Source organism: Gluconacetobacter brunescens (genome assembly GCF_048695475.1).
Taxonomy (GTDB): domain Bacteria; phylum Pseudomonadota; class Alphaproteobacteria; order Acetobacterales; family Acetobacteraceae; genus Gluconacetobacter.
This window is the reverse complement of the sequence record NZ_JBLHEN010000002.1, coordinates 564,407-576,579: the sequence shown is the minus strand read 5'-3', so window position 1 is coordinate 576,579 and position 12,173 is coordinate 564,407. Positions and strand designations below refer to the sequence as shown.

At 64.7% G+C, this 12,173-nt stretch carries 12 protein-coding genes; all 12 read right to left on the bottom strand.

Going from position 1 to position 12,173, the window contains the following annotated elements; all coding sequences use genetic code 11:
• Entirely contained in the window at window positions 1-1,524 is a 1,524-nt protein-coding gene (locus tag ACMAUO_RS14895; protein ID WP_420357749.1) for a conjugal transfer protein TraG N-terminal domain-containing protein, read from the bottom strand.
• Window positions 1,521-1,892: a hypothetical protein gene (locus tag ACMAUO_RS14890; RefSeq protein ID WP_166498099.1), complete on the bottom strand. Its 372-nt coding sequence runs from the start codon at window positions 1,890-1,892 to the stop codon at window positions 1,521-1,523. The genes ACMAUO_RS14895 and ACMAUO_RS14890 overlap by 4 nt, the downstream gene beginning before the upstream one ends.
• Window positions 1,889-3,265: an integrating conjugative element protein gene (locus tag ACMAUO_RS14885; protein ID WP_473965183.1), complete on the bottom strand. Its 1,377-nt coding sequence runs from the start codon at window positions 3,263-3,265 to the stop codon at window positions 1,889-1,891. The genes ACMAUO_RS14890 and ACMAUO_RS14885 overlap by 4 nt, the downstream gene beginning before the upstream one ends.
• Before the next feature lie 47 nt (window positions 3,266-3,312).
• Complete coding sequence (locus ACMAUO_RS14880; RefSeq protein ID WP_420357748.1) at window positions 3,313-4,263, bottom strand: TIGR03756 family integrating conjugative element protein; 951 nt, start codon at window positions 4,261-4,263, stop codon at window positions 3,313-3,315.
• Window positions 4,260-4,655: a TIGR03757 family integrating conjugative element protein gene (locus ACMAUO_RS14875; protein WP_420357747.1), complete on the bottom strand. Its 396-nt coding sequence runs from the start codon at window positions 4,653-4,655 to the stop codon at window positions 4,260-4,262. Before ACMAUO_RS14875 ends, ACMAUO_RS14880 begins: the two co-directional genes overlap by 4 nt.
• 188 nt (window positions 4,656-4,843) lie before the next feature.
• Window positions 4,844-5,413, bottom strand: a complete 570-nt coding sequence (locus ACMAUO_RS14870; RefSeq protein WP_420357746.1) for a hypothetical protein — start codon at window positions 5,411-5,413, stop codon at window positions 4,844-4,846.
• Between the two features lie 538 nt (window positions 5,414-5,951).
• The gene (locus ACMAUO_RS14865) at window positions 5,952-6,359 is read right to left on the bottom strand and encodes a type II toxin-antitoxin system VapC family toxin (protein WP_166498104.1); all 408 of its coding nucleotides are present in this window, start codon (window positions 6,357-6,359) and stop codon (window positions 5,952-5,954) included.
• Window positions 6,360-6,593 (bottom strand): AbrB/MazE/SpoVT family DNA-binding domain-containing protein, encoded by a 234-nt coding sequence (locus ACMAUO_RS14860; protein WP_166498105.1) that lies wholly within the window; start codon window positions 6,591-6,593, stop codon window positions 6,360-6,362.
• Between the two features lie 114 nt (window positions 6,594-6,707).
• Window positions 6,708-7,319, bottom strand: coding sequence for a DsbA family protein (locus ACMAUO_RS14855; RefSeq protein ID WP_473965182.1), 612 nt, complete (start codon window positions 7,317-7,319; stop codon window positions 6,708-6,710).
• Between the two features lie 141 nt (window positions 7,320-7,460).
• Window positions 7,461-10,337 carry a conjugative transfer ATPase gene (locus ACMAUO_RS14850; protein ID WP_420357744.1) on the bottom strand — a complete coding sequence of 959 codons (2,877 nt, stop codon included), beginning with the start codon at window positions 10,335-10,337 and terminating at the stop codon, window positions 7,461-7,463.
• The gene (locus ACMAUO_RS14845) at window positions 10,337-10,777 is read right to left on the bottom strand and encodes a TIGR03751 family conjugal transfer lipoprotein (protein WP_420357743.1); all 441 of its coding nucleotides are present in this window, start codon (window positions 10,775-10,777) and stop codon (window positions 10,337-10,339) included. Before ACMAUO_RS14845 ends, ACMAUO_RS14850 begins: the two co-directional genes overlap by 1 nt.
• Window positions 10,758-12,173, bottom strand: coding sequence for a TIGR03752 family integrating conjugative element protein (locus ACMAUO_RS14840; RefSeq protein WP_473965181.1), 1,416 nt, complete (start codon window positions 12,171-12,173; stop codon window positions 10,758-10,760). The genes ACMAUO_RS14845 and ACMAUO_RS14840 overlap by 20 nt, the downstream gene beginning before the upstream one ends.

Genomic DNA, 12,173 nt, shown 5'->3' with positions numbered 1-12,173 from the left:
TTATATCTGCTTTACCGCCTTCATGATGGAATCTGTCCCTTTGGCTCCGGCGGTCTGAACGTCTTTCGTACCTGCTGCCAACCCTTGGAGCGCTGTTCCTGCGCGGACGCCAACCCAGCCTAGCGCTGAAACCCAGAACGTCGGCAGCACGATGAACATCGTCGCCATGACGAAGTTCAGCAGCATGTCCCCGAATGCGTTGCTGAGGCCGATCAGCGGATCGAAATTGACATGAGGACTCGTTGCGGAGATCCCTGACCCGTAGAGTGCGTCGAGAATCGTGCTGTCGATCCAGCGTGCGAGCTGGAACCAGAACTCGACGAAGAAGAGCGCGAACTCCACGCAGCTGACGGCCATGACCGCCTTCAGTTCATAGGTTCCGACCACCAGCACCAGCGGGATGCAAATCACCAGCGCCATCTTGAGCATGGAAAGCACCATTGGAAGGGCTTGGCGCACGGCATCCATGGCCGGGAAAAAGCCCGTCGCCCCCACGGTCAGCCCGACATCGCCAACGCCCCGTGAGACGACATTCGGCAAGGTCATGCCGATCTGTCCGCCATAGTCGGAATAGACCTGCCCCTGGTTCATGATCTGCTGCCGGGGCGAGACGACCGTCCGGATGACCGAGTTGTTGACGTCGTCCTGCGACAGGAAGCCGGCCCATTTGCCGATGCGCGACAACAGACCAGGATCGACCTGGGCCAGAATCCGGCCGCGCAGTCCCTGGCTGCCATCCGACCACCACTGCTTGCAGGTGGGATAGCCGCCGTCGCTGCTCACCTGAGCCAGCCCCGCATCGCGGGTCGAATCATAGGGCCAGGCGGTCCGGGGTGTCTCGGAATGATAGCTGTCGTAGAAGCCGCTGGTGCTGGTGAAGTAGCTGGAGCCGATCCAGGTAACATCATTCATCTGGCTGTCGGACAGCGTGGGACGGTTCATGAACAGCCTGGCTCGCGCCGGACCGTAGCAGTCATGCGTGAAGTCCGCGACCTCCTGCGCCAGCACCGGATCATTGATGCGGGTGGCGTTCACATCCATCCGGATCTGCTGGAGGTCCGTTCCGCAGGGGATCGCCGCGACGGCCGCCCCGGTGATCGCCTTGGAAATCGCGTGCATGAAGAACCACCAGACCGGAACCAGGGCGCTCTGGTTGTTGAGCGCGGTAAAGGACGTCGTCCAACCGGTGCTGGCCGGCTGTGGGGTGCTGACCTGGCATTGCTGCGAACGGGTCGTGTCGAACTGGATCGTTGACAGGCTCACCGGGATGAACGGGATGCCGGCGAACATGATGACCACGATCGCGACGAACACCCGGTTCTCGATACGCATGGAGGACAGCACGCCCTTGTTGCCCTCATCCGCGCCCTCGGCTCGCGCGCGCAGCCATTCCTGGATAATGATGCTCAGAAAGGGCAGGGCGAACACGCCGCTAGTGACGAGCGTATTCCAGATGCCATTGCTGACGAGCCAGCCGACCAGAGTCAGGTAATAGTCCAGGTAATCGGTCGTGTAGAGGGTCATGGCTGGTGGCCGCCTTGGCCGTCTTGCAGCCAGGCGCTGCCTTCCATGAGGCCGATGGCCGCGACGGCTGCGATTTCGATGCGCACGAAGCGTTGGCGCGTTTCTGCGGACGGCTCGCGCATCAGCACACGCTGGCGCATCCACCACCACCCGCGCGCGGTGATGGCGTAAAGGCAGAGCCGCCACGCCAGAAAGACACCCGCATGTACCCGCATCCAGCGCTCCCACCCGGCGACGTCTCCGACAACCCGGACGCCGGCGACGTTGGCGGCTACCGCGGCGCCGGCGATCAGTCCGCACCATGCGAGCGATAGGCCGATACGGCGGTTGATGAGCCAGGCGATTCGCCGCCAGGGGAGCGGCGTCATGGCGTGCCGCTCCGCGCTTTCTGGATCTGATCAAGGCGATCCGGTACGGCATCTCCCTGGAAGATGCCGCGTGAACCGTCGGCCCGTGCGTTGTGCCGTCCGATGAGGGTCATCGCTGAATCGCCCGCCAGTTCCCGTCGCAGTTCCAGTTCGGTCTTGAGGTTGCTGATCTCCTGCTCCAGCGTGGTATTTTCCTGGTCGACCGCCTTCGCGGCCAGATCGTTCGCGGCGACGTTGGGCTCCTTCGCGCCGGTCAGCATCGTGCGTTGCAACAGGAGCGCCTTCTCCAGCACGCTGGACAACGCCACTTCCGAGGCCAGGCGCTGTCCCAGCAGGTCCTGGTCCTGCTCGTCGCGCAGGGCTTCGACCACGCCGCGGGTAACCGGCAGCGCGTCGCTGCCCGCCGCTTCGAGATTGGCGGTGGTCGTCGGCTTGGCGCCGGTCACCAAATCCTGCAAGGCCTTGAGTTTGGTTTCGTATTCTTCCTGGATGACCGGAGTCAGGCCCACGCCCGGTGTGGTCTGCGTCTTGGTGCAGCTCTCGCAGGTCTGTTGTTCGCGCTCGCCCAGCACCCGCGTCGCCCAGTCCGAGGCCGCCTGCGGCGACGCCCATGTCTGGCAGGTCAGGCGGTTGCCGCAGGTTGAACTGTCGATCGACGAGGTATCGGTGACGCCGCGGCCGTTGAGGAGGTTGTAGCCGGCGCGGGTCACATCACTCACGACCTTGATCGCGGACTGGCCGCTGCCGCCGGCGTTGCTGCCGCCGACCCACGGCACACCATTATTGCCGTGGCTGGATTCGGCCTGACCGACCGCCGAGACAGCGTCTCCATTCCCGGTGCCGAGGACGTTTTTCAGGGTCATGCCTTCGGCAAGCTGATCCCAGCTGACCTGCCCGCCGGCGACGTCCGCCAGGCGATTGGCGATGTTACGGCAGGTCAGTTTGGATCGATCGAAATCGAGGCGCGCCTGCAGGATGCCGTTGGTCAGCAGATTGTAGAGCCCGGGATCCGCCCGTTGCAGGATCAGGGCGGGTAGTGACGCGACGGCACTGGTGGCGCTCTGGATCACCGAGGACATGATGGTCTGGAAGCCGTTGGTGACGCCGTTCAGCTGGTTTTGCAGCGTCGTCGCCAGATTCATGTTTCCGCATATCAGGTTGCTGTTCCATCCAAGGCCGACGCCAATGCTCTGCATGTTGCTGGCGCTGCCCATCGAGACAGCGCGCCCGCCGCCGATGCTGTAGAGCACGTCATCGCCGATTACGCTGCCCTGGATGCCGGCGCCATTGCTGTCCAGGTGAACTTGCTGTGCCTGAGCCGCATTGCCGCTGAGGAGCAGACAGGCGCTTGCGAGGACCAGTCCCATGAACATGGCACCGCCAAGGACGTAGAAAGACGGATACCGCATCGGCGCCTCGCTCAGTTGAAATCGGTGCTGCCGAGGAAGATCTCGCCCATGCGTTTGCAGCAGGTATAGGGGCGCCAGAGGGCCCAGGCATAGGCGCCGTCTGTGGCCTGTACGTGCGTCTCGCTGTTGGGAAAGACGGCACAATGGGACGAGAGGGTTGGCGTCAGCTCCTGCCACTTGCCCGTGGAGGCATCGCCTTCCTTGAGGGCGCCGGCCGGCCAGTAGCCGTCGTGGGCCGTCGCGAGGAGAGGCTGGTAGACATGCAACTGCCCGCGGCGTGTCACGATGTCCCCGGCCCGCTGGGCCACAACGGCGCCTGTCATGTAATCGTCGGTCTCGTGCAGGAAGCCGCCCCGCGGATAGACGTTGCCCCAAAGGTCGAGCGCGGCGCGGCTGCCGATCTCCCGTATCCCCGGAATCAGCGCCTCCGGATAGACCGATTCGGGAATGTTGTAGCGCCACGCTACGGTGTCGAGCGTGCTGAGCAGATACGGCATCAGCGGCGTGGCGGAGCCCGAACAGGCAAATCCGAAACCGCCGGCGAAGCGGCTGAACAGCACACCGGCGGGGTCGCCGATCACATCGGCGTTCTTGAACCGCGCGATGTCGTTCTCGTTGCTGTGGCTGGTCGTGCCGTCGCCGCCGGCCTGCGCCATGGGGTTGGGCAGGCTTAGGGGCCGGACATCGATCCACGGATTCGCACCAGTGTTCGCGTAGCTTGAAACCACCGCATCCGGAACGTAGTGCCGGATCTTCACCGACGTGCGTACCGAGCAGCCATACCAGGAGCAATGGAGCCAGTAGCAAATCCCGACGATACGGTAGTCGAGGCAGTCCGGCGAGAGAGCCGACATGGTGATGGTGGCGGTGCTCAGGGTGGATGCCGAGGCGGAGCCGGCCAGGAGCATGACCGCGGCGGCGAGCCGCAGGCGCGTGGCCCGTGCGACCCGGCGGCGGTTCATGGCCGGCTGCCCCGAAAGCGCTCGATGCGTGTCACGGCACGTGCGACATCGGGGTCGCCGTAAACGACGTAGCGATGGTCGACGACGACTGCGGGAATCCTTGCGACGCCCAGTCCGAATGCCATGCCGACGCCCTGGTAGGCCTGTTCGAAACGCCGCTGCAATGCCGGGCCACCGTCGTGCAGACGCTGGCGGACAAGCGTGGCGGCTTGCTCGGGATCCCCGGGCAGGCGTTCTGCGAGTTCGTCTTCGATCCATGTCGGCGCGTCCAGTTCCACCACAGTGGCGTTGGCAGTCGGTTCGACCGGATGGTGGCTGTCGGTGACGACCAGCACTTCGGCGCGGCCGCTGGGGCTCCAAACCGCGACGCTTGCGAGCACGGCGAGCATCATAATCGCTGTTGCACGGCGTCGAAGGCGCTGGTGAGGAGAATTCCGCATGTCAGGGGTTCCGGGAGTCGATCGGGTTAGCCACTTGATCGTCTCGGGCGCGTCGTAGCGACCAGGAAGCCGCACTGCGTGAATGCCGCTTTGTTGCCGGATGAAGAAAGAAGCAGGAGCCGAAGCTCCCGCGAACGATTTCAGGTGGAAGGGACTGTGATCGCCCTGCGCGCGTGTTCGCGCCAAAGCGGGTCGACCAGTCGCCCCCGGAGAAGATCGGCTTGCAGCCAGAGACCCTTGGCGGTCTCGTAGTTGTCCCACCCCTGCTCGACACTGCCTTCATCGTGCAATGTGCGGGCCTGCGTGGCGATGGTGGCCGCTTCCTCGTCCGAGCCGACCGGCGCAAACCAGGATATAGTGCGGCATCTGGCGTCACCGGCAAGAACGAGCCGGTCATGCCGGTCGCGGATGCGAATCACTTGGGGAACAAAATCAAGCTCTCCGCTGGCTTGATCGAGGTCGAATGTGTGGTTCGACACCAGGTCCTGGGCGAGTTGTACGGCTTCTTCGATCAGACCGCATTCACCCAGCAGCAAGGTGGCGGCTGTCCACCACGTTCCATAGGCCAGGTCATCCTCCGGAAATTCGAGCAGACCCTGGCAGATGATTCGGAACTGGGACGAGAACACGTCGTGACGAACAAGGCCTCTCTCGTACGGAGATGCGACGAAGGGAATACCATCGAACAGATGGATCTTGGGCTCTGACATGGTGGACTCCTGGGCAAGGAACATGCGCGGAGCCACAGCAGACCCGTCGGGTCATGGTGACCCACGCGGGTTGAGGAGGAAGATTTTCGGGAAAGCCGCCGTGATGGCGGGGGGTGTCTCAAGATGCAGACTGTCCGGGAGAGGGGGGCTCTTTACGGACGGTCAGACGACATGAGGAAGATAGCATCCGCCATCACGCAGGATGGTTGCTCGCCGGGGGATGCGATGCGAGCGGCTCGATCAACGCGATGGCGTCGCGCCGTGGCCTTGAAGATCATAGGCCACCTGGGCATCTCGCCGACAGGACCGGCGGGGCATCGTCAAAGACGATGAGCCTGTTGAAATTTGTATGCGATCCGTTGTGCCTGGATCAAGCACTACGAGCCGGGCGCTTGGCATCCCAGCTCGGTGGGCCGATCATTGGAGAACGGAGCCCAGCGTCCTACGGTTGTTGCCGCACCCGACTGTGGGGCCTTGCGGTCGTTCAGGCGGCGCGAACATTTCGACGGCGGTGGCGCTCAGTCCTATGCCAGAATGCTCACGCCGGGGCGATCAGTCTCAGTGTCGGGAAATATGTACGGTAGCGCGCCACATCGCGGGTCAGCAATTCGTATCCGGCGATGGCGGCGTGGGCCCCAATGAAGAAATCCGGCAAGGGGGAATGCCTCGCGCCGCCACGCCGCTTATAGGCGAGGAAGGACTTGCCCGCGAGAAAAGCCGCTTCGTAGGGAACGTCCTCCCGGTCGAACAGTGTCCGGGGGAGGGCGGCTTCGAGGTCTTCAATACGGGAATAGCGGATTGAGACCTCGGCATAGACAATCGGGTTGATGACGAGACGCGAGCGATCGGCGGCACGCGCAACAGCGTCGGCCGACCATTCAAGCCAATGTTCGTCCTCCGTCATGATGTCGAGCAGGACGTTGGCATCGACCAAGACCGATGTCATTCAGTCGTGCCGGGTCAGAGCCATTATGGCGTCGGTGCTCATGGACACGTCACCGCGGCCACGCAGATGCGCGACAAGCCTCGCGCCGCGTGTGTCGCCGTGGCGAGGCGTGGCGCGTATCAGACGTACGACCTCGCCGTCGAACTCGAAATCGACGTCGGTATGCGGCAGTAGCCCGGCTTTCTCGCGAATTCCGGCCGGAATGGTGACCTGCCCCTTGGAGGTAATGCGCATGATCGGATCTCCATCTCTTACGGGTAAGAGTAAGAAATCTGGCGCTCTTCCGCAAGGGCGTCTTGGGTCGGGTGCGTGGTGGTGCAACGCGACCCCGATGGGGAAGATTGTGAGCTATCTGGATGTATCGTTTGGAAGCGTGGCCGGCGACGGAGAAGACAATCCCCCGGCGGTATGACGTATGTCGCGTTCCGAGAGCAGATCGATGGCCGAGAGCAGGGCGTCGCCGTCAACCGGGCCGGGCAACAGGAGCATCCTTCCGGTCCGCCTGTCCAGAAGACGCAGCGTCGGCGTCGCGGCGATCCCGGCTCGTGCCGCCTCTGCAGCTTGTTCGCGGATGAACCCGTCTGGGCGGGCGCTGCTGAGGCAGCGTTGAATCGCGGCTCCGGAAAATGGTAGCCGCGCGTCCGAGGGAAGCCCCTGGCCATCGCCCCGCGTGTGCCCGTAAATCCAGGCCACCGCGTTCCAGAAGGCGGCAACCCCGCCGACTTCCCCGGCGCATTCGGCGAGGCGCGCCTCATCGAGTGCCGCCGGCTGGTGCATGGGCAGCGGCAGGTGCCGCCATTGCCAATCCACGTCAGGATGCACGTCGATCCATCCTCTGAGCACCGGGAAATATGCCCGGCAATACGGGCATTCCAGATCGGCGTATTCGATCACCGTGAAGCGTGCATCACGGCGGCCGTAAATCCATGGCGGCCCAGCTTTCGATGGACTCTCCGTCATGGATGGCGCGCCTTGCGGAGCCGCATGGGACCGCGGATGGAGGGCGAACCAGGCACCGGCTCCAGGGACGGACGCAATCGCCAGGATCCACGGAAGGCGGCGTGCGATCGCATTGGACCAGGGCGCGCGCATCGTTCCCCCTTACTCCGGCAGATCCATGGCCAGCGGCGTGATGCCGCGTGCGCGATCGATCTTCTCGGCCACCTTGAAGGCCGCATCCAGCTCGCTGACGCCGTCTTGCTGCATCAGTTGGTAGCGTTCGGCCTTCTCTTCAGGCTCGGTCATCGCCATCGCGAGATACAGGCTCGGCGGCACGGCCCTGAACAGCAGCTCCATGGATTTCGACAGGATCACGCCCTCGCTGAATTTCCCGGCCTCCTTGCGCGCCGAGAGCATCAGCGCCTTCTGCGCGGGGGTGAGTTCGCGGAAGCGCGCGATCTTCTCGACCTCGTCCGGCGGCATGTTCAGGCAGATCCACCATTCGATCATGTTGAGCATCGGCTCGGCCGCTCTGGGGAGATCGTCGACATTCTGCGTTGCCAGCCAGTACCAGGCCCCGAGCTTGCGCCACATCTTGGTGATCTTGACGACGTAGGGTGCGAGCAGCGGATTCTTGGTGATGATATGGCCTTCATCGGTGACGTTGACGATCGGCCGGCCGAGAAACTGGTCGCGCTCGGCGATATTGTTCACGGTGTTGATGAGCGAGATGTAGGCGATCGAGAGCTGCGCGCTGTAGCCCTCTCGCGCGAAGGTCGCCAGATCCACGATGGTGATATCCGCCTCCGGCCAGGGGGTGCCGGGGCGGTCGAACATCTCGCCGTCGACACCCTGGCAGAACAGGGTCATCGCATCGGCCATTTCCAGCAGGCGGCCGCGCCGGATCTCCGGCAGGGTCGCGTCGCCGCCACGCTCGCGCAGCGCGTCGCGCACATCCCGGGTCAGGACGGGACGATTGTCGGTCACGCAGCGCCGGGCCGCATCAAGGATGCACTGGCGGATCAGGCTACGGTCGGCGCGGGTCATCCGCGCTTCCTCCTTGTCCTCGCCGCCGGTGATCATCAGCCGCGCGGTGATTTCCAGCTCGCCGAGCACATCACGCTGCTCGTCTCCATCGGCGGCGCTGGTGTCCTGCGGTTCGTCCAGAACGTCGGCGTCGAGGGTCTGCACCTGACCGGGTGTTGCGACCAGGCGCCACGCATCCGCGAAGGGCGCCAGGCTGACACCCGAGCCGGGGGAGAGCTTGACACGATGCACGGAAAGACCGAGGCGGCCGGCGAAATCCCCGAACAGACCGAAGGAATTGCCCGCCTCGACGATGAACAGCCGCGGGCGGTAGATCGCCACCAGCTGGTTGAGCAGGTTGTTGAGCGTGGCGCTTTTGCCGGAGCCGGTCGGGCCGAACAGGAACAGATGTGCATTCATCTGCCGGTCCAGGCGATTCAGCGGATCGAAGGTGATGGTGCCGCCGCCGCGATTGAACAGGGTGAAGCCGGGATGGCCGGTGCCACGGCTGCGCCCCCAGACCGGAGCGAGGTTCGCGACATGCTGGGCGAACATCAGCTGCGTGTACCATTGCCGCCTGTCGGCCGCCGGATCGAAGGTGGCGGGGAGCCAGCGGAGATAGCTGTTGAGCGGGGCCACCTCGTCGTCCTCGCGCACGGGCTGCACGCCGGCGTTGAGCATCACATTGGTCAGGTGCAGGCCGCGCGCGTCCAGCTCCTCCTGATCGCGGCCACGGAGATAGAAGGCGACCGCGCCGCGATAGAGCTTATGCGCGCTGCCGATCAGCTGGCGGGCCTGCTGCACATCCTGCCGCGTTTGCTCCGAGGCCAGCGTCTCGCCGACCGATTTCCGGCTCAGGTGATTCAGATGCGCCTCCAGCACATCCTGCGGCGTGGCGACCATGGTCAGGCACAGCACCGTATCCTCGGGCATCTGGTCGAGCAGTGCATTGAGCGCGTCGCCCTTGCGGGTCTCGCCGGTCAGATGTCCGGTTGAGGGCGGCGTGCGCAGCCGGTCCATGACGACGACGCGATGAGGCATGCCATCGAAGATCCAGGTGCCGTGCGTAACGTCCGAGCGCGGCGGCGCGAAGAACAGGCGCTGCGCGAAATCGACACCGCTGGCCAGTTCGAGTGCGCCGTCCTCCTCGCCGTCAGGATAGCGGGTCAGCGCGTAGAAGCGTTCGCGGTCCTCGGCTGTGCTGCCGAGATGCGTCGGGGCCGGGTTGAACCAGCGGAGCAGCCAGGCGTGGATGGCGGCGGCGTCAAGGCGGCGGGTCCGTACGCCCGCGTTGGCCAGGCCGCCTGTCAGCCGGTCGCAGATCGTGGTCAGCGTCTGTTCGGGAGACTGGCCGCGACGGACACTCGCGCCGGCTGGCGTGCGCCGGTAGACGACCATACGGACGCGCCGCTCCTGCCCGCGCCAGGCCAGGCGCGTCACGGTCCTGTCCTCGAACAGGCCGCCCGGCTTGGCGACGGCGTTCAGATGATGGGCGAAAAAGCGCAGGTAGAACTCCGTGAACGCGCTGTCTTGCGCGCGCGGCCGGATGTAGTCGCGCAGGCCGTGCAGGTAGTCGTTGAAGCTCGGTTCGTCCTGGGCATAGAACTGCACCACCCAGGGGTTCTCGTCGAATTCATCGAACGAATCCTGAAGCGCGTTCTCGACCACGTCGCGGGCATGCCACAGCCACGCCATCTCGCGCCCCTCGGTACCCACGGGCGTCAACTCGAAGAAGGCGGCGACGGAGCGACCGTCTTCGAGCAGCAGGCTCTGCGAGCCGGGCAGATATTCGGCCCAGGGCAGCAGTTCGACGAAGGACGGCGCGACATCATAGAGCGCCTCCACGTCCGCCTGGGTCGCCGGTTTTCGTTTGCCACGACACAGGACCTCGCCCGGCGATGGAATACCAGATCCCGTCAGGGCCGAGATATAGCGATCCCATACATCCGGCGCGCTGGCCCCATCGCTTGCCGTCGGTCCGCCCCGAGGCGACCAGGGGAACGACCAGGCCATCAATATGCCTCCAGCCGCTCGCCCGGCATGGCGTACTGGATCCGCTGATACAGGGGAAAGGCGGTCGTGTAGCCGGGGACGGGTGCGGGGTCGGTGCCGGCAAGATGCGGGAAGACGTACATCACCAGATCCGGATTGGGCAGCCGGTGGAATTGCCGATAGATCTCATTGGCCGCCGTGCGGGTGTAGGTACTGTTGACTTCCTGCTCGCGGCGGACATCACCCTCGGTGACGGGACGACGCAGGCTCTGGCGTGCGTCCAGCAATCGCCGGGACGCCTGACTGCTGCTCGCGCCACCGTCGGTTTCCTGATTCCAGATGTCGAGCATCGTGCTATCGCCATGCGGCAGCACCGCGTCCTTGCTGGTCGAGCAGCCGCCGAGGGCGACGAGCAGCGAGACGGCGAGCAGGAAGCTGGCGTCAGTCCAGGTCGGACGCATGGGCTTCTCCGATACGATGGTTGACCCGGCGTCCCTTCGGATCGTAGTCGATGTTGAGCGGGTGATCGATATGGACCGCCACCCTGGCGCCCGGCGGTACGTAGATCGCGGCGAAGGCCTGGCCGTAAAGCTTGTTCACCCATTGCGACATTTCCTGCACGCCACCGGCGAGGATACGGCCCATGGCCTGATTGCCGGTGATGCCGACCGTGCCGATGGTCGAGCCATTGGCGCCGTTGACGAACGAATAGTCGTTGTCGCCCTTGGGGATCAGCGATGCGGCCCCGGCACCGGCTGCCGTGATGAGCAGCTGTGAGCCGAGATATTGCTCGGCGTTGCTGTGCCGCTCGCCGGCTACGCAGGGAATGCCGTAGGGATCGCTGATCCAACCAAGCCCGCCCTGTATCGCGTTGGTGTTGCCGTTCTGTCCTGTGGAAGCCGTGTTGCTCGTATTGGTATTGCCATTCGCGTCCCCTCTGTCCTCCGGCATGGTGCGGATCGTGCCATCCTGAAAGACGAAGGTGACGCTGCGGATCTGTCCGCGCACGCAGGACAGGGTCCAGTCACCCGACGCCGTGCCGCTGACGACGGCGCCCGCCACGTCCGGCAAGTCGATGCCGTTGGCGGTCAGATTGTCCGGGCCGATCAGTACTTTGAAGGGATAGGGATCGTTGACGGTGCCGTCGATGGGCACGCGTCCGATCAGCGCGGTCATGGCGACGGATCCCATGAGGGTCGCGTTCGCCGGCACCGTATAGACCGCCGTCCCGCTGTTCCGGGATGGCGTGCCGCTATTGGCGGCGGTATCCGCGGCGGGACCCGTCAGCGTCGTCTGCGCGGGACCGAAACTGGTGGCGAAGGCGTGCGTCCCGGCACTGGCGCCGTTCCCCTTCCTGTCGTCGGGGCGTGGATCGTCCGGTTCGACCCAGCGGGTGCTGTCGAAGCTCTTGCCATCGCCGTCCTGGAGCCCGAGTCCGACAGGAAGGTCGCTCTGGCCTGGCTTGCCGCTCAGCCCGTCGAGGCGCTTTTGCAGATCCTGCAGCAGGGTCTGGGTCTGTTTGTGGTCGGTGCTGACCTGATCGCGTGCCTCGCGCAGATGGTTGCGCTCGCCGTCGATCGCGCCCTGGATGCGCTGGTCGATGGTGCTTTCCCGTGCCCGCAGGCGGTCGTTCTCCGCCTTGGCGTTGGTGTTGTCGTTCAGCGCGGTCTGCAATTCATTGCGCAGCTGCTTCACCTGCGCGACCAGCGTCGCCACCGTGTCACGCGGCGTATCGCCTTCAATGCCCAGCGCCTTCATCTCTTCCGGGGTGAGCTGGCTGCTGCTCTGCGACCCGGCCGAAGGGGCGGAGTGACCGGAGAACAGGCGGATCGCGACGAACAGCACGGCGAGTGCCAT

Coding starts and splice junctions, on each gene's coding strand:
- ACMAUO_RS14855 (WP_473965182.1), bottom strand. CDS start 7,319: ATGACGGAGAGTCCATCGAAAGCTGGGCCGCCATGGATTTACGGCCGC.
- ACMAUO_RS14895 (WP_420357749.1), bottom strand. CDS start 1,524: ATGACCCTCTACACGACCGATTACCTGGACTATTACCTGACTCTGGTC.
- ACMAUO_RS14845 (WP_420357743.1), bottom strand. CDS start 10,777: ATGCGTCCGACCTGGACTGACGCCAGCTTCCTGCTCGCCGTCTCGCTG.
- ACMAUO_RS14840 (WP_473965181.1), bottom strand. CDS start 12,173: ATGGCACTCGCCGTGCTGTTCGTCGCGATCCGCCTGTTCTCCGGTCAC.
- ACMAUO_RS14885 (WP_473965183.1), bottom strand. CDS start 3,265: ATGTTCATGGGACTGGTCCTCGCAAGCGCCTGTCTGCTCCTCAGCGGC.
- ACMAUO_RS14850 (WP_420357744.1), bottom strand. CDS start 10,337: ATGGCCTGGTCGTTCCCCTGGTCGCCTCGGGGCGGACCGACGGCAAGC.
- ACMAUO_RS14865 (WP_166498104.1), bottom strand. CDS start 6,359: ATGACATCGGTCTTGGTCGATGCCAACGTCCTGCTCGACATCATGACG.
- ACMAUO_RS14870 (WP_420357746.1), bottom strand. CDS start 5,413: ATGTCAGAGCCCAAGATCCATCTGTTCGATGGTATTCCCTTCGTCGCA.
- ACMAUO_RS14860 (WP_166498105.1), bottom strand. CDS start 6,593: ATGCGCATTACCTCCAAGGGGCAGGTCACCATTCCGGCCGGAATTCGC.
- ACMAUO_RS14875 (WP_420357747.1), bottom strand. CDS start 4,655: ATGATGCTCGCCGTGCTCGCAAGCGTCGCGGTTTGGAGCCCCAGCGGC.
- ACMAUO_RS14890 (WP_166498099.1), bottom strand. CDS start 1,892: ATGACGCCGCTCCCCTGGCGGCGAATCGCCTGGCTCATCAACCGCCGT.
- ACMAUO_RS14880 (WP_420357748.1), bottom strand. CDS start 4,263: ATGAACCGCCGCCGGGTCGCACGGGCCACGCGCCTGCGGCTCGCCGCC.